Source organism: Pseudomonas sp. AGC41 (assembly GCF_057334555.1).
Genome location: NZ_JBHFJB010000089.1, coordinates 9,330 through 29,731, shown reverse-complemented (window position 1 = coordinate 29,731; position 20,402 = coordinate 9,330). Strand labels below are relative to the sequence as shown.

Annotated in this window: 18 protein-coding genes; 7 read left to right on the top strand and 11 right to left on the bottom strand. The window is 60.7% G+C overall.

Annotated features, from left to right (window positions below):
- Positions 1-32: 32 nt before the first annotated feature.
- From ACE04F_RS16235 to ACE04F_RS16215, 5 genes are all read right to left on the bottom strand, one after another.
- Complete coding sequence (locus ACE04F_RS16235) at positions 33-995, bottom strand: D-2-hydroxyacid dehydrogenase family protein (protein WP_486108237.1); 963 nt, start codon at positions 993-995, stop codon at positions 33-35.
- 12 nt (positions 996-1,007) lie between these two features.
- Positions 1,008-2,039: an alpha/beta fold hydrolase gene (locus tag ACE04F_RS16230; protein ID WP_486108235.1), complete on the bottom strand. Its 1,032-nt coding sequence runs from the start codon at positions 2,037-2,039 to the stop codon at positions 1,008-1,010.
- Positions 2,040-2,125: 86 nt separating this feature from the next.
- Positions 2,126-2,560 (bottom strand): YqaA family protein, encoded by a 435-nt coding sequence (locus ACE04F_RS16225; RefSeq protein ID WP_486108233.1) that lies wholly within the window; start codon positions 2,558-2,560, stop codon positions 2,126-2,128.
- Positions 2,560-3,006 (bottom strand): DUF411 domain-containing protein, encoded by a 447-nt coding sequence (locus ACE04F_RS16220; RefSeq protein ID WP_486108231.1) that lies wholly within the window; start codon positions 3,004-3,006, stop codon positions 2,560-2,562. The genes ACE04F_RS16225 and ACE04F_RS16220 overlap by 1 nt, the downstream gene beginning before the upstream one ends.
- 259 nt (positions 3,007-3,265) lie before the next feature.
- Complete coding sequence (locus ACE04F_RS16215; protein WP_486108229.1) at positions 3,266-5,260, bottom strand: methyl-accepting chemotaxis protein; 1,995 nt, start codon at positions 5,258-5,260, stop codon at positions 3,266-3,268.
- A gap of 245 nt (positions 5,261-5,505) precedes the next feature.
- On the opposite strand from ACE04F_RS16215, the gene ACE04F_RS16210 reads away from it, so the two are divergent.
- Complete coding sequence (locus ACE04F_RS16210; RefSeq protein ID WP_186631798.1) at positions 5,506-5,694, top strand: hypothetical protein; 189 nt, start codon at positions 5,506-5,508, stop codon at positions 5,692-5,694.
- A 7-nt stretch (positions 5,695-5,701) separates the two neighbouring features.
- Here the strand turns inward: ACE04F_RS16210 and ACE04F_RS16205 are convergent, their stop codons facing one another.
- The gene (locus ACE04F_RS16205; protein ID WP_486108226.1) at positions 5,702-6,082 is read right to left on the bottom strand and encodes a fe2+ zn2+ uptake regulation protein; all 381 of its coding nucleotides are present in this window, start codon (positions 6,080-6,082) and stop codon (positions 5,702-5,704) included.
- 216 nt (positions 6,083-6,298) lie between these two features.
- On the opposite strand from ACE04F_RS16205, the gene pvdQ reads away from it, so the two are divergent.
- Positions 6,299-8,647, top strand: a complete 2,349-nt coding sequence (pvdQ, locus tag ACE04F_RS16200; RefSeq protein ID WP_486108224.1) for a bifunctional acylase PvdQ — start codon at positions 6,299-6,301, stop codon at positions 8,645-8,647.
- A 48-nt stretch (positions 8,648-8,695) separates the two neighbouring features.
- On the opposite strand, the gene ACE04F_RS16195 is transcribed toward pvdQ, so the two are convergent.
- Positions 8,696-9,703, bottom strand: coding sequence for a FecR family protein (locus ACE04F_RS16195; protein ID WP_486108222.1), 1,008 nt, complete (start codon positions 9,701-9,703; stop codon positions 8,696-8,698).
- Between the two features lie 193 nt (positions 9,704-9,896).
- Entirely contained in the window at positions 9,897-14,723 is a 4,827-nt protein-coding gene (locus ACE04F_RS16190) for a dermonecrotic toxin domain-containing protein (protein WP_486108220.1), read from the bottom strand.
- A 195-nt stretch (positions 14,724-14,918) separates the two neighbouring features.
- On the opposite strand from ACE04F_RS16190, the gene ACE04F_RS16185 reads away from it, so the two are divergent.
- Entirely contained in the window at positions 14,919-15,950 is a 1,032-nt protein-coding gene (locus tag ACE04F_RS16185) for an Ldh family oxidoreductase (RefSeq protein ID WP_486108218.1), read from the top strand.
- A gap of 17 nt (positions 15,951-15,967) precedes the next feature.
- Here the strand turns inward: ACE04F_RS16185 and ACE04F_RS16180 are convergent, their stop codons facing one another.
- Positions 15,968-16,285: an ElaB/YgaM/YqjD family protein gene (locus ACE04F_RS16180; protein WP_486108216.1), complete on the bottom strand. Its 318-nt coding sequence runs from the start codon at positions 16,283-16,285 to the stop codon at positions 15,968-15,970.
- Positions 16,286-16,448: 163 nt separating this feature from the next.
- On the opposite strand from ACE04F_RS16180, the gene ACE04F_RS16175 reads away from it, so the two are divergent.
- A complete protein-coding gene (locus ACE04F_RS16175; RefSeq protein WP_003181187.1) occupies positions 16,449-16,703 on the top strand; it encodes a hypothetical protein in 255 nt (84 codons plus the stop codon).
- A 2-nt stretch (positions 16,704-16,705) separates the two neighbouring features.
- Here the strand turns inward: ACE04F_RS16175 and ACE04F_RS16170 are convergent, their stop codons facing one another.
- Positions 16,706-17,614: a LysR family transcriptional regulator gene (locus ACE04F_RS16170; RefSeq protein WP_486108213.1), complete on the bottom strand. Its 909-nt coding sequence runs from the start codon at positions 17,612-17,614 to the stop codon at positions 16,706-16,708.
- Positions 17,615-17,698: 84 nt separating this feature from the next.
- On the opposite strand from ACE04F_RS16170, the gene ACE04F_RS16165 reads away from it, so the two are divergent.
- Complete coding sequence (locus tag ACE04F_RS16165; RefSeq protein ID WP_486108211.1) at positions 17,699-18,622, top strand: carbon-nitrogen hydrolase family protein; 924 nt, start codon at positions 17,699-17,701, stop codon at positions 18,620-18,622.
- Position 18,623: 1 nt separating this feature from the next.
- Here the strand turns inward: ACE04F_RS16165 and ACE04F_RS16160 are convergent, their stop codons facing one another.
- Positions 18,624-19,094: an LEA/WHy family protein gene (locus ACE04F_RS16160; RefSeq protein ID WP_486108209.1), complete on the bottom strand. Its 471-nt coding sequence runs from the start codon at positions 19,092-19,094 to the stop codon at positions 18,624-18,626.
- 150 nt (positions 19,095-19,244) lie between these two features.
- Here ACE04F_RS16160 and ACE04F_RS16155 point away from each other — a divergent pair, with 150 nt between their 5' ends.
- Both ACE04F_RS16155 and ACE04F_RS16150 read left to right on the top strand, forming a co-directional pair.
- The gene (locus tag ACE04F_RS16155; protein ID WP_486108207.1) at positions 19,245-19,961 is read left to right on the top strand and encodes a helix-turn-helix transcriptional regulator; all 717 of its coding nucleotides are present in this window, start codon (positions 19,245-19,247) and stop codon (positions 19,959-19,961) included.
- Positions 19,962-20,013: 52 nt separating this feature from the next.
- Positions 20,014-20,355, top strand: coding sequence for a nuclear transport factor 2 family protein (locus ACE04F_RS16150; protein WP_486108205.1), 342 nt, complete (start codon positions 20,014-20,016; stop codon positions 20,353-20,355).
- Positions 20,356-20,402: the final 47 nt, after the last annotated feature.

Sequence of the window (20,402 nt, the reverse complement as noted above, 5' to 3'; positions counted from 1 at the left end):
GCTCGCTCCCACATGGGGCTACTAGGAAACTTTCATGATGCCGGGGTCAGCACCCGGATCGGCTTGCCAGTCGCCCAGGCCTGCAGGTCCTCGATCATCTGGCCATAGAACTGCTGATAATTCTGCCGGCTCACATAACCCACGTGGGGCGTGGCCAACACGTTGTCGAGGGTTCGGAACGGGTGCTCGGGTGGCAACGGTTCCTCGGCGAATACGTCCAACGCGGCGCCGGCCAGGCGTTTGTGCCGGAGCGCGTCGATCAGCGCAGCTTCGTCGACAATCGGCCCGCGCGCGGTATTGATCAGCAGCGCCTCGGCTTTCATCCAGCCCAGCGCCTGGGCGTCCACCAGGCCCCGGCTGCGCTCGCTGAGCACCAGGTGGATCGAGAGGACATCGGCCTGCTCGAACAGCGCTTGCTTGTTCACATAGGTCACCCCGGCTGCGGCGGCTCGCTCGGCGGTCAGGTTCTCGCTCCAGGCGATCACGCGCATGCCGAATACCTGGCCGAACTGCGCCACGCGCGTGCCGATGCTGCCCAGGCCCAGGATCGCCAGGGTCTTGCCGTGCAAATCACCGCCCAGGCCCTGTTGCCACAGCCGGGCGCGCAGGGCGTTGGCTTCCGCTACAAGATTGCGACTCAGGGCCATGACCAGCGCCCAGGTCAGTTCCGGCGCAGCGTGCTTGTAGCTCTCGGTACCGCAGACCTGAATGCCCAGCGTCGCGGCAGCCTTGAGGTCGAGGGCGGCGTTGCGCATGCCGCCGGTCAGCAACAGCTTCAGGTTGGGCAGGCGGCGCAGCAGTTCTTCGTCGAAGCGGCTGCGCTCGCGCATCACGCAGATGACGTCGAAGCGTTGCAGGCGCTGGGCGAGGGTGTCGCAGTCGGCGGGGAAATCGTGCAGGAAGGTCACCTGGCCGATGCTATCGAGCACTGACCAGTCCACCACGTCCCTGGCGACGTCTTGCCAATCGTCGATGACTGCTATTTGCACCGCCATGGAACACCTCTTTCAGGGAATGGGTTTGTCCAGCCAGCCGAGCAGGGCTTGGTGGAACCGCGCCGGCTCTTCCATTTGCGGCGCGTGCCCCAGGTTGGGGAATTCCACCAGGGTCGACTGCGGGATCAGTCCGGCGACCTGTTTGCCCAGCACCTCGTAACGGCCCAGCCGGGCTTTCACGGCCGGCGGGGCAATGTCACTGCCGATGGCGGTGGTGTCGGACGTCCCGATCAACAGCAGCGTGGGGACCTTCAGGTCCTTGAACTCGTAATAGACCGGCTGGGTGAAGATCATGTCGTAGATCAGCGCCGAATTCCACGCCACTTGTGTATGTCCCGGGCCCTTGTTCAAACCGGCGAGCATGTCGACCCAACGCTCGAACTCCGGTTTCCAGCGTCCGCCGTAATAGGTGTTGCGCTCGTAGTTGCGAATGCCTTCGGCGCTGAGTTTCAGCTCGCGCTCGTACCACTGGTCCACGGTGCGGTAAGGCACGCCAAGGGCTTTCCAGTCCTCGAGGCCAATGGGGTTGACCATCGCCAGGCGTTCGACCTGGTCGGGGAACTGCAAGGCGTAGCGGGTGGCAAGCATACCGCCGGTGGAGTGGCCGAGCACGATGGCCTTCTGCACGCCGAGGGCCTTGAGCAGGGCCTGGGTGTTGCTCGCCAACTGCTGGAAACTGTACTGATAATGGTCCGGCTTGCTCGACGTGCAAAAGCCGATCTGGTCCGGGGCGACGACCCGGTAACCGGCGTCACTGAGCGCCTTGATCGAATCGCCCCAGGTGGCGGCGCAGAAATTCTTGCCATGCATCAGCACCACCGTCCGGCCGTTGGCCTTGCCTTGGGCGGGCACGTCCATATAGCCCATCTGCAGCGATTTGCCCTGGGACTGCAAGGCAAAATGCTTGAGCGTATAGGGATACTCGAAACCCTCAAGCTGCGGGCCATAGGCCGGGCCTTCAGGGGGGGTCGCGGCCTGGGCGAGCAACGGCAAGGCAGCGGTGAGGAACAGGCTGGGCAACCAGCGGGCGGTCAAACGCGGCATGATCAATCTCCTTGAGGCAACCGGCCGATCCTGGAGCGGCTCGATTATGGCGACATTAACCACAGGCAACCCAAGCGCAGGAACGTTCAACCCATCCAGCCGAGGGTCGCCCAGGTGAGCACGCCATAACGCAGGCCTTTGGCGAGCGCCACGATCAACAGGAAGCGCCGCCAGGGCTCACCCATCACGCCGGCGACCAATGTCAGTGGATCGCCGATGATGGGCAGCCAACTGAGCAGCAGCGACCAATAGCCATAGCGCTGGTAGTGCCGACGGGCCTTGTCCAGGTGGGAAGGGCTGACCGGAAACCAGCGGCGATCCTTGAACTGTTCCAGGCGTGTGCCCAGCCACCAGTTCACCAGCGAACCGAGGACGTTGCCCAGGGTTGCAACTGCCAGCAGCAGCCAGATCGCGTAACGTTCGCTGAGTAGCAGGCCCACCAGCAGCGCCTCGGATTGCAACGGCAGCAGGGTCGCCGCGCCAAACGCTGCAAAGAACAGCCCGATGTACGCCTCAACCATCAATGGGCCGGATAGTCCGCCACCACGGTTTGCGTCCCGTCTTTTTTCAGGCCGATCACTTGGTAGGCATCGCTCATGCCGTCCATTTCCATGCCCGGCGAGCCCATCGGCATGCCGGGCGCGGCCACGCCAAGCAGGTCGTCGCGTTTGCTCAATGCCAGCACGTGTTCGGCCGGAACGTGGCCTTCGACGAATCTACCGTTGATTTCGGCGGTGTGGCAGGAATGCAAGTTGGGCGCGACGCCGAGGCGTTGCTTGACCGCGCTCATGTCGGCCTCGACATGGTCGTTGACCTTGAAACCGTTCTCCTCCAAGTGGGATATCCACTTCTTGCAGCAACCGCAATTGGCATCGCGGTGCACATCGATGGTCGCCGGTTCGGCGGCCTGGGCCAGGGCGGAAATCAGCAGGGAACTCAAGGCGAGCAGGTGCAGGGGATGGGCCATGGGGGTGGTCTCGTAGCGAACAGTTTGGAAGGAGGATAACAGACTAGCGGCGAGCGGCTGACACGAGGCTGAGGCGCGGATTACAGAATTGTCAGCTCGGGAACGCAACTTCCCCGTGGCGAGGGAGCTTGCTCCCGCTGGGCCGCGAAGCGGACCCAAGATTGCTTTATTCGATCAGCCTGACACACCGAGGCGAGGCCCAAAGGGGCTGCTGCGCAAGCCCAGCGGGAGCAAGCTCCCTCGCCACGGTGGGATAGGTTCAACGAACCTTGAACCGCCCCATGATCGCATTCACCCGGCTGTTGGCTTCCAGCAGCTGGCGGGTGTTGTTCTGGCTGGCCAGGCCGCTTTCCACCAGTTCCTCGACCATATGGCGGATCTGCACCATGCTGCGGTTGATTTCCTCGGTCACTGCGCTCTGCTGTTCAGCGGCGGTAGCGATCTGAGTGCTCAGGCTGTTGATCTGACTGACGGAACCGGCCATCTCATCCAGGCCCGAGTTGACCCGGGAAGTAGCATCGGCCGCCGATTGGCAACTGGCCTGGGTGTTTTCCATGGCCGAGACCGATGAGGTTACGCCCTGGGTCAGTCGGCTCAGCATTTCATTGATTTCCGAGGTGCTGGCCTGGGTGCGGGCGGCGAGGGCGCGGACTTCGTCGGCGACCACCGCAAAGCCACGGCCCTGCTCGCCGGCCCGGGCGGCTTCGATGGCAGCGTTGAGGGCCAGCAGGTTGGTTTGCCCGGCGATGGCGCCGATCACCCCGAGAATCTCGGTGATGCGTTGCGCGTCCTGCTGCATGTTTTCGACTTTGCGCGTGGCGCTGGCAACTTCATCGATCAGCGCCACGACACTGTTGGACGCTTCACCGACCACGACCCGCGAACGATCGGCATGCTCGTTGGCGCGCTGGGTGAAGGCTGCCGTTTCTGCGGCGTTCTGCGCCACGCTTTCGGCGGTGGAGCTCATTTCGGTGATGGCTGTCACGGTCTGGTCGGTTTCCGAGGCGTGGCGCATCAGGATTTCGCTGGTGTGGGCCGAGCTCCGCTGCAGGCTGTCCAGGCCCGAGGCCATGGCGCCGGTGGCTTGGGTGACTTCGCCGATCATGTCCTGCAGATAGGCGATGAACCGGTTGACCGAATGCCCAATGGCGCCCAGTTCGTCTTCGGCACGGATAGTGATGCGCCGGGTCAGGTCCGCGTCGCCAGTGGACAGCGCGTCAATATTGCCCTTGAGCACTTTCATGCGGTTGGTCAGCTGGCGGATGGCGTACAACTGCATCAGCACCAACAGAATCACCAGCGGTATCTGCAGCAGGCTCAAGGAGCTCAGCACGTCGTCACGCTGGGCGGTGATCAGGCGGGTCGGCAGCGCGGTGGCGAGGAACCACGGAGAGCCCTCGATAGGCCGCATGAAAAACGTGCTGGCTTCACCCTTGTTGTCGAACTCGACCCGTTGCAACGGCTGGTCACGGTTGGCCAGACCGGCCTTGACCTGGGCGGCGAACGGCACGGTTGCCGCCAGTTCGCTGATGTTCTTCAGCACGATCGGTCCGCTGATGCGCGAGCTGTTGCTGATGATCTTGCCGTCGGCTTCGACAATCAGCATTTCGGCGCTCAGTTCCGCTTCCTTGCGCGCGATCAGATCGTTGAAAAAGCCCAGGGTCACGTCAATGGTGGAAACGCCGTAAGGCGCGCCGTTCTTCTGGATCGCCATGGCGCAGTTGGTCCGCGGCTCGGCGCTGGCGTCGTCCTTGTAGGCAGCGGCCCAGGCGCATTTGCCGGGAGGGGTGGCCATGCCGCCCTTGTGCCACGGCTGGTCGAAATAGTTCGGCGCAGCGTCACTGTTCCAGAAGGTATTGACCGCCAGTTTGCCGGATGCGTCGCGGTGCCAGAACGTGCTGAACTTGCTGCGACCTTCTGCGCGTTGATTGGGCAGTGGCCAGATCCCACCGCCGAACACCTTCAGTTCACCGTATTGATCCACCAGGCCCGGCAATACCTTGTCGATGGCGTCGCTGTCGAGCAGCGGGATGGTCTGGGTGATGCTCCGCTGCTGCGCCTGCACCTTGTTCAGCTCGCCCTGGATCTGCTCCGCGACCTCGGCGATGCGGTTCAGCGCCACTTGTTCCTCGGTCTGGCGCAGCTTTGGCGCGACCAGATAGCTGATGCCGACCACCGTCAGGATCGACAACACCAGGATGAATAGAACCAGGAACAGCGTATAGCGGGCTTGAATGGTGCGGAATGCGGGCATGTAGGGATTCCTTGCACGATGGCGGCTTTCTAGAGGCAAGTGGAACGGGCGTACTTGTCTTTATCGGCCTATCGCCAGCGGTCTTGAACTCCATGGCGCACATTGTTGGCTCGGACCTGTTGTGACTGCGCCAAAAACGCTCCGACAGCTGTACCATGGCAATCCGTTTGCGGCCTTGTCATCGAACCGGGCGCGAGGCAGGCAGGCGCGCGGAAACAGCACGAATACATTCAGGAAGTTGGCAAATGACTCATTCACAACGTTTGAAATACTCGATCCTGGTGGTCCTCGTGGTCCTGGCAATCATGCTCGGGCTGTCATGGATGCAGGGTAAAGGCATGATCAGCGAGCAGCTGTTTCAATACATCGCCATTGCCGTGGCGGTGATCGTGGTGGTGATCAACGGGGTGATGAGGCGCAAGGTCAAGCCTTGAGCCCCGGCTACTGCGTAGCGTTGAGTACGGCCACCGCACTCGGGTGCAAGCTGTAGCTTTTATCCGGATGAAGGCTGACGACCCCTTCGCTGCACAGGCGCTTGAGCACCTCGCGCACACTGAGGAAGGACAAGGGAATGTCCAGCCCCAGCAACTGGCTATGCACGCCCCGCACCCCCAGTTGCCGATTCTCTTCGGCGGCCTTGAGCAGTGCGTCGATCACCTTGAGGCGGATCAGGCTCGTTCGCAGCCCGTAACTCTTGAGCAGACGCCTGATGTGTTCATTGCCGCCGCGTTCCGTTGGCTTGGCGAAGACGTTGTTGGTGGTGCTCATTGACACACGTGCCGATCCTGGCTTGCCCTCCATGGGCATCGGTGCGTTATGCATGTAAAGACTCCTTAACAGCCTGATCAGAAAAAGCTCATGAAATGCTCTCCTCTATAGGACGAACGAGCGGAGACAATCATGAAGGCGGCGATGTGAAAAAAATGCCTGGGTATCAGCAAAGCCCCGCAGTCAGGCGGCTGTCCGCGGTTAAATTTTTTTCATCCGGTTCGTTCCCAAGGGAGGCGTATTGGTTTTCGATCAGGAGTGAGCGTGAGAATGTCCGGGCAGTTATCGAGGTTTTGCCTTGCGGGTGCGTTGCTGGGGATTGCCCTGGGGTTCAGTACCGTTGTCAGCGCGCGAGGAGAGGTGGAACAGGCCATCGCCGAGATTCGCCGCACCAGTTTTGGCGTGCCGCACATACGTGCCCAGGATGAGCGTGGCCTGGGCTATGGCATCGGCTATGCGTATGCCCAGGACAATCTTTGCTTGCTGGCCAACGAGATCGTGACGGTCAACGGCCAGCGCTCGCGTTACTTCGGCCCCGAACAGGTCACCCTGGAGCAGCGGTCCAACCGGGCCAGCGACCTGTTCTTCAGCTGGCTCAACACGCCGCAGGCCGTATCCGGTTTCTGGCAGGCCCAGACGCCTCAGGTGCAGCAACTGGTCGAAGGCTACGTGGCCGGTTACAACCGCGCACTGGCCGAGCGCAAGGCACAGGGCTTGCCCGCACAGTGCGCCAGCGAATGGGTACGCCCAATCACTGCGCTGGATCTGGTCAAACTGACCCGGCGCCTCTTGGTGGAAGGCGGCGTCGGCCAGTTCGCCGAGGCCGTGGCGGGCGCGCAGCCGCCCAAGGCGACCACGCAGGCCAATACCTCGATGTCCGGCTTCGAGGTCGCCGCGACTCGCCAGCAGCGCTTCGCCCTCGACCGTGGCAGCAATGCCGTGGCAATCGGCAGCGAACGTTCGTTCAACGGTCGCGGCATGTTACTCGCCAATCCCCATTTCCCCTGGGTGGGCGGCATGCGCTTTTATCAGATGCACCTGACCATTCCCGGCAAGCTCGACGTCATGGGCGCCGCGTTGCCCGGCTTGCCGCTGATCAATATCGGTTTCAGCCAGCACCTGGCCTGGACCCATACCGTCGACACCTCCAAGCATTTCACGCTGTACCGCCTGCAGCTCGACCCGAAGGACCCGACCCGCTATCTGCTGGATGGCCAGTCAGTGCCGATGAGCCAACAGGTGGTCACGGTGGACGTCAAGCAGGCCGACGGGCAGGTCAAGCCGGTTTCGCGGGTGGTGTACGGCTCGCAATTCGGGCCGGTTGTGCAATGGCCTGGCAAGCTGGATTGGGACAACCGCTTCGCCTACAGCCTGCGGGACGCGAACCTGGAGAACGACCGGGTGCTGGCGCAGTGGTACGCCATGAATCAGGCGGTCACGCTCAAGGATCTGCAGGCCTCGGTCCAGCGGATCCACGGGATTCCCTGGGTCAATACCCTGGCGGTGGACGACCTGGGACAAAGTCTCTACATGAACGTTTCGGTGGTGCCCAACGTTGACGCGGCCAAGCTGGCGCGGTGCAGTGATCCGAGGGCCGGGTTGAAATTGATCGTACTGGATGGCTCGCGCAGCGAATGCAACTGGAGCGTGGACCCCAAGGCCGCGCAACAGGGCATCTACGCCGCCGATAAACTGCCGCAGTTGTTGCGTCGTGATTACGTACAAAACTCCAACGATTCGGCCTGGATGGTCAATCCCGCTCAGCCCTTGTCCGGTTATTCGCCGCTGATAAGCCAGCACGACCAGCCGCTGGGGTTGCGCGCACGTTTTGCGCTGGATCGGCTGGGCCAGTTGGGCAAGGATGGGCCGGTGCAAGTGGATGAACTGCAGCGCATGGTCATGGACGACCAGGTTTACCTGGCGGACCAGTTGATGCCGGACCTGCTGGCCTTCTGCGCCGGGGACCTTAAGGCTCATGCCTTGGCTCTGATTGAAGTATGCGCGCGCCTGAAGGCCTGGGATCGCACGGCGGGTCTGGACAGCGGCGTCGGCTTCGTGCATTTCCAGCAGATCATGAAGGCGCTGCAAGCAGTGCCTGATACCTGGCGCGTCGCGTTCGATCCGAAAGATCCGCAACACACCCCGCGGGGCCTGGCAATCGAGCGGCCAGCCGTGGCCGAGGCCCTGCGCCAGGCCATGCTGGCTTCACTGGAGTCGGTGAAATCGGCAGGGCTGTCGGCGGACAGCCGCTGGCGGGACGTCCAGGTTGCCAGCCAAGGTGATCGGCAGACGCCGATCCACGGCGGCCCGGCGGAGCTGGGAATCTATAACGCGATCCAGAGTGTGCCGGGGGCGAACGGCAAGCGGGAAGTGGTCAGTGGCACCAGCTATCTGCAAGTGGTGACATTCGATGGCAGCGGTCCGCAGGCCCAGGGACTGCTGGCGTTTTCCATTTCCAGTGATCCGGCCTCGCCTTACTCGGCGGACCAGACCCAGGCGTTCTCGAAGCGGCAATGGAGCACGCTGCCCTTTACCGAACAACAGATCAAGGCCGATCCGCACTACCAGGCCAAAGTCATCCGCGAGCGTGATGAGGCGGGCAGGGTCGCGACGCAGTAGGCAGTTCAGCCCCGAAGAAAAGCCGCGACCCGAACGGGCGCGGCTTTTTTAATGGTTGGCCGGTCGATGACCGATGGAGTTGAGGACCAGGTTGCCGTCCTGGTTTTGGGTCAGGTAGACCGGCAGGACCTTGGGCAGCGAAGGCGCGAGATTCTTCACTTCGTTGAGGTTGTAGATGCCGCCGACACGCAGGGTGCCGGTAGCATGGTCGGCCAGCATGACGGGGCGGTCGAGGTAGCGATTGATCAATGGCAGCGCGTCGGAGAGGGCCAGGTTATCCAGCACCAGCTTGCCGTTACGCCAGGCCAGGGAGCTGTCGCCGGGTTCGATCTCGCGTACCTGCGGTTGGAAATCGCCCGTCCGGTAACTTGCCTGCATCCCCGGGGACAGTTGCGAGCCGTCCGCAGTGGCGTTCATGTTGCTGGTCACCCATACCGAGCCTTCCACCAGCGTTACCCGGACCTGGTCCTGATACATCCACACGTTGAAACGGGTGCCTGTCACGCGCACCTGGCCCTGGCCCGCCCGAACGACGAAAGGATGCCGGCTGTCGTGACTGACATCGAAGAACGCCTCGCCTTTTTTCAGCGTGACCCGACGCTCATGCTTGTAGTTGGCGAACACCAGTTCGCTGCCGAGATTGAGCTCCACCTGGCTGCCATCGCCCAGCGTGACGTGACGTACGCTCGCGCCGGCTTCCAGGCGCTGGTAGGAGTCGGGCAGCCACCCCATGTTCCAACCGGTAAAGGCGGCCAAGGGCAAGCCCAGTACGATCACTGCCGCAGCGACAGCCAACCGTCCCGAACGCGAACGCGATCGTGGCCGCCCGGCTGGCGGAGTCGGCGCAGACTCGACACGTGGCAGATACTCGGCCACGCCCCAGATTTCCAGCATGGCCTGGTATTCGAAAGCATGCAGGGGGTCGGCGTCGTGCCATTGCTGGAACGCCAACCGGTCGGCCTCGGTGCAGTCATCCGCGTGCAAACGCATGCACCAGTGCGCGGCCGCATCGCTGATGGCGTCGTATTCGGCTTCCGAGAGTATTCGTTCGGTCATTGGCTGTCCCTGGTTTGCCGCATTCTAACCTTCGACGGCGGCTGCCGAGAACAACCGACATGGCGATTAAGCATCAAATACCCTTGTTTTTCATGTGATAAAGCCCGCTGCTGCCCCCTGGAGCCATACCGTCCCACAAGCGGCGTGAAAAAAAGATCAAATCCACCTGCCTTTCGGGCACCGGATAGCCCAGCTATGGCATGACGATCGGGCCCGGATCGATTTGTCGCCCCAGTTCACAGATGAGCAGAGTCATGGAGTCAGCATTTCGCAGTAGGACATCGATGCGTTTGTCTGCCCGAACCGGATCCAGGAATGCATCACGCGCCTGGTCCATGGTGCTGGCGCCTGTTATTTCAAGGATTTCCTGTGCCAGGTCATCAAACTCTGGAAACAGCTCCAGGCTCTTGAGCGTGTTTGTGGTTTTATCCACCTCCATGAACAGCTGCGCCCGGGGAGTGGTGAGCGAAAACCCATCGCGTTGCAGCGCCACTTGCTTGTCATGTTCCTTTTGTGCGTAGTGAGTCACCGTGGATATCAGATCCGCAAATGGCCGGGATATATCCAGATAAGCGATGTCGAGCGTATCGAAGAGTTGATGTGAAAGCTCGTGGATGAATGTCGCCGCCTGGGCGTGAGCATAGACATTAAAAGAGTTCGGCACGACGGTTCTGTACCAACCCAGGTTCATCGCGAAAAAATGTTGGGTAAGGTAGATTTTTCCGGTCTTTCTGGCCCCGAACACAAAGGCGGACGCTCCTTCGTGTATGTATTTAAGGGAGCCAATAACGATGCGCTCTCCATTCAGTAACTCCCAGGCTGGATCAGCCAATGCCTGGCAAACCGGCGAGACCGCCGCGAGTATCTTCTGCACATGGCTGCTGTTGACCGTGTTGACTCCTAAAAAACCTTTGAGAAAGTTGTCCACCCGAGAGCCTGGGATTACGTTGCGTCTGACCAGATTGAGGTTGTGAAGCGTGTTGGCGCAGTAACCCCTCGCCGTCGCGAGTGCTTGCACAATCACATAGGCGTGGTGCGGATATTTAAGTCGTATTTCCGTCATACCGCGGGCTTCGATGTTAAGGGATCTGGCGGCCCTGTAATCACTGTAGGTATTGCTCAATGTCGACATCGCCTTGCCATAGCGAATGTTCTGCAGTTGCGGGTCAATCACCCACTTCCGGCTATCGGGCGGGTTCTTCAGAAGGGGGCCTTCACCCTCCGGATGGATGATGCGCCAGAGGTCGTGGGCTTTTGCTATCTGAAAAACCTTGCCGGCGACAGGAGCGTAGAGCTTGCCGGATGCTAGCGCTTTGTAGGTACCGTCGGCGGTATTCGCTTGGAGGTCCTTGAGACTGACATCAGCCGCTTCGAATGCCTGCAGGTCGGTACGCGGTGCCGCTGTGGAACTGATTTCGCCCCATTTCGGTGGAACCACGGTCGGGGCGTCCTGCGAAACGGGTGTTGGGGGATGGAGAAGTCCGCCGGTGTCGTCGCGATTGACCAGGCCAAGTGAAACCATTTCCGCCGCGCCGGCGATAAAGTCGTGTAAGCCGTCTTTCCAGCGACCCTGCTGAAAGGCTTCGGAGGAGCCGTAGAAGTCTTTGTAGCTGTCCCAGAGCGTCTCGATAAAAGCCAACTTGCCGGAAAACATCCTGCCCAGGGCCTTTACGCCAGAGCTGAGCAGGTGCGTGACGGTTTCCCAGTCAAACTGCCGTTCCTTATCTGTTTGGGTAGCGAGCATCGCGGGCAGCAGCTTTGTATTGTCGTTGAACAAGGTATGCAGCACGTTTGTCTGGATCGGGTTCGAGGCCAGAGTGATTTCGGATAGCTTTCCAATCGTCTCTGCGAAGAGGTTTTTGAAACTGGCTTGCTGGTTCTCGGGGAGCCTGCGAATCAGCAAGTCCTGAAGCGCCCCTGGCTTGTTGAAAGCAGCGACGATGCTCGCTTCGTCCTTGAACTCCATGAAGTTGTGTCCTTCATGATAGGGCGCATACAGGACGTGGGAACTTGCGTTGGTATTGGACCCGATCAAGTAAAGGCCCAGTGCCTGGACCGCCGTGGCCCCCTCGGTCTTGATCAGTTCAAACGGACGGATAAACGCGCCGGCGCCTTCCACCGCCTGGCGGGCGACGGCGTCCGGCATGTCCAGCACCTGGCGGATCAAGTCGAAAGCGCTGCTGGAAAGGTGCTGCTGTAGATGCAACGCATGCGCGTATTGCAGAAGTTGCCAGGGTAGTTGTCGGCAGAATCGCTGCTTGCGCTGCTGGACGTTGGCGGAACGCCCGTCAAGTTCATTCCGGACACGAGTTGCATAGGTGGTGGGGATATTCAATGACAACAACATTTGCTTGATGGTTGTCTCGTTCAAACCCAGGGGGAGTTGCTGCGTGGACATTGAAGACACTTGAAATCCCGTGCCTTGAATAAGGTTGACATGACGCAGGGCAAAGTCGGCCAATGTGCCGACAGGCCCCAACAAGGAAAGGTTCGGTGTGATTTGAATCGCGTCGGGATCAAGGTCGTTTTCGCCGAAGCGTTTTTCCAGTAATCCCTTCAGTTGTTTCCCGACATAAGCATGCAAGGGTTCGATACCGTCCAGGTAGTCCTTGTCATCGTCCACGCTGTTTCTATATTGCTCAAGCAACTCGATATGCAGGCGTTGATCGTCAAGGGAGGCCGTGCCGAGCCAGGCGGGAAGTTTCTGTTGCCACCGGATGGTCCGGGCGATCTGTGCGGCGCGCGTCAGATTGGTGGGGGCGCCTTTGTTCAGGAGCGCATCAAGGTGCTTTTTTAAATCGGGCCCGGTCCGGCGCCAACTTCCAATTTCCAATGCGCTCAAATAATCATGTTCAGCCTCAAGCTGCTTGACGAACGATCTCATCCGATTGACCTGCACATTGTCTTCAACCAGTTCAAACGCTTCGATTTGATACTGCCGATGAGGGAGGCGCTGAACCGTAGTGAGGTTTTGCAGTAAATCAAAGCGCTTTTGGGGATCGAGCAAGCGTCGGTTCAGTTGCTCCGTCGCCAGTTTGACGGACGAAAAAACATGTAAGCCTTCGGCGGGCGTCCAAAACACAGCCATGCCCGAGTGAGGCGTATCCAGGCCGCCGCGCTCGGTCAACAAGAAACAATTGGCCAGCGATACGACGTCAGTCTCTTTTCCCGGGGTGCAAGCCAGTTTCAACGAGTAAACATCTGGCCGAAAGCCTCTGACCACGGTACGTTGCTTGCGGTCCGGGTAATTGGAGTCGTGAGCAAAAACTGCGTCGATGAGGTTGCGCGCCGCAAGCGGCAGTGTTCCGTTGAGGTCCCTGAGTTCGGCCTCGGCCTGTATTCCCAGGGAGAAAGCACTCGCCAGCTTTTCTGTCAGGTCCTTCAGCGCTGTGCGCAACAAGGGTTTGTTGGACGCCGGTAACTGGGAAAACAGCTCGTTGGTAGCCTGTTCAACACTGGCATACGTCTGGATCTTTCGCTGGGCCTTATCGGCTATCAGGTTCGACGGTCGAAGGTTTCCATGGAAAGACGGGCGCGTGCCCCATCGGTCGTCGGTTCTTTGCCTCAACAGATCCGGGTTGATAAAGCTGCGTATATCCAGGGCCTTATCGAGCAATGCGTTAACATCCACGTCGCTTTGGCGGGACATCTCCAGCGCGTACTGAAGGTTATTCAGCTGTTTGTCGATAATTGCTTCAGCCAGAAATTCGGACACGGGCAGCGCAATTTCCTTGCCCGATAACTGCGGCTTGTCAAAGCGCAGGAAGCGGTTACGCTCTTCCAGGCTCAGGAGGCTATACAGTTCTTCCTTTCGCTCGGCAGGCGCGGACGTATTGAGCAGTGCCTCTTCAAAATCCTGATGGTTGACCACTGTCTGAAAACCCTGACCCGGGGTATACAGATAGTACCCACCACAGCTGACCATCAACGAGCCCGCGAGCTCCACGTAGTGCGGCTCATATTCCCAGAGCCGGATGGTTTCGATAAACAGCAGCCGTTCTTCCGGGCGTGATGGCCGGAACAGTCGAAGCAGCTCTTGGCTCTGCGCCGCAGTCAGCTGCTTTTTTTCCCGCATGACCAGGATATTCGCCCGCAAAGCCGCGTTGATAACCAGGGACAGAAAGCTGCGGCGTGAAATATGGCCCGGCCCCCGGGCATTCCAATAGGCGTCAATTTCGTCGGTCATTTGGGGAATCAGTTCGCGGGCGACGATTTTTACCGCTGTTTCCCAACTCCGCGCATTGTCCAGCGTGCGATGTATCTTGTGGTGAAAAAAATCAACGGTATGCCCTGAAGGCCAGCCCTGATGATGGAAGTAGAACAGGATCGCGTGACTCAACGACATGTTTCTGATCACCTGGCTGGCCTTCGGATCCTCCAGGGCACTAGCCGCGCCAAGGGTCACGCGCACCTGTCTATGATCGATATCCGGCAGCACCTCCTTCAGAACACGGTCGAACATGGAAGTAAGCGAGGGTAGTCTGGTCAGTTCGTCCACCATCGCCAGGTCATTCAGCTTTTGCGCACCTTCGATGGATTCCAGCTGAGTTGTGAAAACATCCCCGTCGATGGTCAGCATTGCCGTCCTGAGATGAGCTTCAGCGTTCAGTTTGTTGCGCTGGGGAATCGCCAGGAAATGGAACAGGTCGTCACGGTCCGCTGGGCTTTTCAGCATCTGCTCGATTGCGCTTTTGAGGGTTTCCCGATTGCTGAATTTCCTGATCCCGCCATACGGTGTATAGAGAAAAGCAGGTCTGACAGTCGGCGAGTCGACGCTTGGCCAGGCACTGAGCGTAAAACAACCCGCCAGCGTTATCGGGGGTTGCCCTTCGCCTGCGCATAAAATCGTTTCTGCCAGCATCGGTGGCTGCTGCGCCTCGCGTAGTGTGTGGCTTGGCAGGGAAACATGATGCAGCCACTCAAGGTCTGCCTGCGTCAGCCCGTGGTTGTGACTCAGTTGATCCAGGCGGCTGGCATCCAGTACCTCAGGAAATAATAGCGGCGTAGTCTCAGTGGCCATCTTGCTTCTCGATCAAGGCACCGCAAGGCGGCGCGTCGGTGGTTGAAGCGGCTAGACTAGCCAGCGCCCGATCAACGAAGGTGGTACATAGTTACCGCACTCAAGGTTGATCGTCCGCCCCGAACGCGGTATCTGATCCACGGGGCAATTGCCGCTACGCTGTTGTTACCTCCAACGATCACTATGGAGCTTCAGATGTCCGCACCATCCAATCATGCCGGTTCAGGCAGCTTGTCCTTTGACGCTCTGGTGAGCTTGCTGGAGCAGATTTTCCTGCGCCATGGCACATCCACCGAAGTCGCCCGCACCCTGGCCGAAAATTGCGCCGGCGCGGAGCGCGATGGTGCCCATAGCCATGGGGTATTCCGGGTGCCCGGGTATGTCTCGACGTTGAACAGCGGTTGGGTCAACGGCCAGGCCGTGCCGATCGTCGAGGATGTTGCGTCCGGGTTCGTCCGGGTCGATGCCTGCAACGGCTTTGCCCAGCCCGCCCTGGCCGCCGCCCGTCTATTGCTGGTGGAAAAGGCTCGCAGCGCCGGTATTGCGGTGCTGGCGATACGCAACTCTCACCACTTCGCCGCGCTGTGGCCGGATGTCGAGCCGTTCGCCTATGAAGGCCTGGTGGCCTTGAGCGTGGTCAACAGCATGACCTGTGTCGTGCCCCATGGCGCGGATCGGCCATTGTTCGGCACCAATCCCATCGCCTTCGCCGCCCCACGCAACGGCGGCGAGCCGATCGTTTTCGACCTCGCCACCAGCGCCATTGCCCATGGCGACGTGCAGATTGCCGCGCGCAAAGGCGAGCGCTTGCCTCCCGGCATGGGGGTGGACAGCCTCGGTCAGCCGACCAGTGATCCAAAGGCGATTCTCGAGGGCGGGGCGCTCTTGCCGTTTGGCGGACACAAGGGGTCGGCCTTGTCGATGATGGTGGAACTGCTGGCGGCCGCGCTGACGGGGGGCAACTTTTCGTTCGAGTTCGACTGGCACAACCATCCCGGAGCCAAGACTCCCTGGACCGGACAGTTGTTGATCGTGATCGATCCGAGCAAGGCCGCCGGCCAGGATTTCGCTTCACGCAGCGAAGAATTGGTCAGGCAGATGCACGGCGTCGGATTGCGCCGGTTGCCAGGCGATCGCCGACACCGTGAGCGCAGCAAGTCCAGCGAGCAGGGGATCGTACTGGACGAGCAGACGCTGGGCCAACTGCGCGAGTTGGCGGGGCTATAGGCTTTTTTGCCTGGGGCTTAACGGCGTCCCAGCAACAAGCCCACCACGAGCCCGAAACCCGCGGAAATCGCTACGGTCTGCCAGGGATGGCCGCCGATATAGGCTTGCGTGGCGTCGACCACCGGGCGCGTGCGTTCCCGCGCGCTGGTAACCGAATCCAGGGCCTGGCGCAGTTTCTGGGAAATCTGCTGGCGCAGATTTTCGGCGTCCTCGCCGACCAGGGCGGCACTGCTCTTGAGTAACTTCTCCGACTCTTCGATCAACGCTTTCAGTTCGCTGAAGGCTTGATCCTTGATTTGCTCTCCGTTCGCTTGCGCAGCACTTGTGCGAGCCATTGAGGTACTCCTTGAGGTTGATGGCAGTGAACAGTGGAGTGTTGCGCTTGGGCAAAAGTTGCAGCAGTTGGCCTGGCCCAAGGCCGCGCTGCGAAAAATCATGGTTAAGACGTTTCTGCGCAAGGTGTAAGATGGCGCCTATTTACGCAACAGGGAATTCCCCATGAGTTTCAATCTGGCTGACAAGCCCCTGGCCGAGCGCGCGGCGCTGGAAGATGAAAAATCCCGACTTTTCGAGCTGTGGCAAAACAACCTGGGCAAGGCCAAGGGGGACGCTGCGCGGCTGTTTGGCGAACGCTCCAAGCGCAAGGGCAAATGGGCCGAGTGGGTGCGCGCCGAGCTGGACGGCATGTCGCCTCCAGAGTACGCCAACATGGTGCGCAGCGAGGTCAATCGGTTGATGGCCGCGAATAAATAACCTCAGTTGAAAGTCGCGATGACCGCCTCGCGCACTTTGTCCACGGCCGGATCCCGCTGCGCATGGGTTCGCCAGCCCAGCTCGATCGGGTAGCGCGGCAAAGCCAGCGGGCAGGGCAGCAACAACAGGCCGCTGAGCGCCGCAATGGCTTTGGCGGCATGCTCCGGAATGGTCGCCACGGCCTGGCTGCCCTTGAGCAGGAACGGCAGCGCAGCGAAGTGCGTGGTCGAGGCGCTCACCCGCCGGCGCAGACCGAGCCCGGCCAGTCCTTCATCGGTAATGCCAATGAAACCGCCGGATGAAACCAGCAGATGCTCCCGCGCCACAAACGCTTCCAGGCTCAGCTCCTGCTGGTCCTCCGTCAGGCGGGTTGGGTCCACCAGGCAGGCGTAGCCACCTTCGCCCAAGACCTGGCGACTCAGTAGCCGTTCGGTAAATCCCCCTGCCGTGATCGCCAGGTCCAGGCTGCGCTCCATCAAGGCCCGGCCGACGATCTGGCTGTGGGTCTGGCGAAAGATCAACCGCAGCCGCGGCGCTCGTCGTGCTACCTCTTCGATCAACCGCCGGCCGTAGGCGATCTCGAAATCATCCGACAGCCCGACAATGACTGAACGGCCTTCATAATGGCTGGCGCCCGGATCGATCATCGTCAGGCTCTGACGGCATTTGTCCAGCGCTTCAGTGATCACCGGTTTCAGCTGGTTGGCCCGCAGCGTCGGCGCCAAACCGCGTCCGGTACGCACGAACAGTTGATCGTCGTACACGCTTCGCAGCCTGCGCAATGCGGCGCTGATAGCCGATTGGGTGACGCCCAGGCGCAGCGCGGCGCGGCTTGCACTGGATTCGTCGTGCAGGGCTTCGAAGGTCTTCAGCAGGTTCAGGTCTACATCGGCGATATTCATATGCTTCATATCTTTTAGCAGCGAGCAGGGCTTTATTCATGATCCGTCGACGCCTGAGAATCAGCAACACTTGAAATCACGGAGTTGAAGAACATGCCCACATCCATCGTGGCTGCCCTGCAGATCGGCTCGCTGCCAGGCGGCAAAGGCGAAACCCTCGCGCAGATTCTTTCCTACGAAGATGCCATTCGTGAGGCCGGTGCACGCTTGGTGGTCATGCCCGAGGCGCTGCTGGGCGGTTATCCGAAGGGCGAGACTTTTGGCACCCAGCTAGGCTATCGGTTACCGGAAGGGCGCGAAGCATTTGCCCGCTACTTTGCCAACGCCATCGACGTGCCCGGTGCAGAAACCGAGGCGCTGGCGGGGCTTTCGGCGCGAACCGGGGCAAGCCTGGTGCTGGGCATCATCGAGCGCGCCGGCAATACGCTGTATTGCACCGCACTGTACTTTGAGCCGGACGCCGGCCTGGTCGCCAGGCATCGTAAACTGATGCCCACCGGCACTGAGCGGCTGATCTGGGGCAAGGGCGATGGTTCGACGTTGCCAGTGATCGACAGTCAGGTCGGGCGCTTGGGTGCGGCGGTGTGCTGGGAAAACATGATGCCGCTGCTGCGCACCGCGATGTATGCCAAGGGCGTCGACGTCTGGTGCGCGCCGACCGTGGATGAGCGGGAAATGTGGCAGGTCAGCATGCGGCATATCGCTCATGAAGGGCGTTGCTTTGTGGTCAGTGCCTGCCAGGTCCAGGCCTCGCCGGCAGAGCTGGGTATCGAGGTGGCGAACTGGCCGGCGGAGCGGCCGTTGATCGCCGGCGGCAGCGTGATTGTCGGGCCCATGGGCGACGTGCTGGCGGGGCCGTTGCGGGGCTCCGCAGGCCTGTTGACTGCTGAAATCGATACCGATGAGCTGGTGCGGGCGCGCTACGACTATGACGTGGTCGGGCACTACGCCCGGCCCGATGTATTCGAGCTGGTGGTGGATGAGCGGGCCAAGCCTGGCGTGCGTTTCATTGCATGAGTTACCAGGTGGCCGCGGAATTCGGTAGATCAAGAGTTCCGCGATCGACGAAGCGCAGGGTACCGAACAAGCCGCCGGCGAGTTTGCCCTTGAGCACGTAGGGCAGGTTGTCCAGGCTCTGGGTCTGGCTCAGGCCGAGCGTCTGGCGGAGCACTGAAAACGCCGAGATGCTTACCGGTATGCTCAGGATTGCTTCGGAAAAGCGTGGGATCGAGCCGCTCTGGTCACTGACACCGGTCGCCAATGTCCGTCCATTGACCTCCAGATCCAATGCCGCACCGCTATAGTCGATGGCGCTTTCGTTGGGATTCTGCAAGCGCAGCTTGACCGCGAAGCGCATCTCCAGGCCTTCGCTGGGCAGTGGCTCGATACCGACCACGTTGATATTCAGCGGGTCGCGGTGCGGGAAGAGGGCGCAGGCGCTCAGGCTGAGCAGTATCAGGATGAGGGGCAAACCGAGGATTCTGCGCATGGACGTTCTCGCATGTGGATTATTGGTTACAACCCTATCACCCGCCGCTGCATCAATCCCTGTGGGCCACGTCACGACGGGTACGGCTGCTGACAGTTTCTGACACCAGCCTCTGCTAATCTGCTTCATCTCTTCCCCGGATCTTCCATCGTGTCGCGAACCACTCGGCTACTGACCTTGTTGCAAGTGTTGCGTGGCAAGCGCTGCCCGGTTACCGCCGCGACGCTGGCGGCGGAGCTGAAGGTGTCCGAGCGCACGCTTTATCGCGATATAGCCGAACTGACTGCCCTGGGCGCGCCGATCCAGGGCGAGGCGGGCATCGGTTATGTACTGCGCAGCGGCCTGTTCCTTCCGCCGCTGATGTTCACCGCCGATGAAATCGAGGCCATCGTGCTGGGCTTGCGCTACGTCGACCAGCGTGGCGACGAGGTGCTGGGCAAGGCCGCCGCCGACGCTTTGGCAAAGGTCGAGGCAGTGCTGGCCCCTGGTTTGCGCGATGCCTTGCACAACCCCACGGTATTGCCCGGTCCGCCGGGCTACGGTTATCCGCAGAACGCCGTCGAGCTGAATGTCTACCGCCAGGCCATTCGCTCTCAAGCCAAATTGCGCATCGATTACGCCGACGTCAACAAGACCCCTAGCCAGCGGTTGATCTGGCCGCTGGCCCTGGGCTTTTTCAATGAGGCGCGGGTGGTGGTGGCCTGGTGCGAACTACGCGGCGCCTATCGGACGTTTCGTACCGACCGGATTGCCTCAGCCAGCGTCCAGGGCGAGCGCTACCCCGGCAGGCGCAGCGACTTGCTGCGAGCCTGGTTGGCGCTGATGAATCTCGATGAGGCGGGGCATTTTACTCCTGACAAAAACTGACACGGCGCTGTTCTAGGATGGCTCCGGATCGATACAACAAGGAGCCCCTGACATGTCCAATTCCGTCTCTTCCCTGGCCCCGGCAATCGCCGGTTACATCGCTGCCGCCAATGCCCGTGACAGTTCGGCGGTGACGCGGTACTTCGCCGAGGATGCCAATGTATTCGATGAGGGTAACCACCGGGTCGGTACCCAGGCTATCGCCCAGTGGATGGAAGATACCGCGCGCCGCTATCAGCCGCGGGTCGAGGTCCTCAACGTGCAGCAACGCACTGGTAAGGTGCTGGTCCATAACCTGATCTCCGGAACCTTTCCCGGCAGTCCACTGGAGTTGCGCTACACCTTCCGGCTCGATGAGCAGGGGAAGATCACTCGGCTGGATATTTGCGCCTAGCTTTTGTGGGGGGGGGGGGGGGGGGGGCTGGGTTGCGTAGCAGCCCC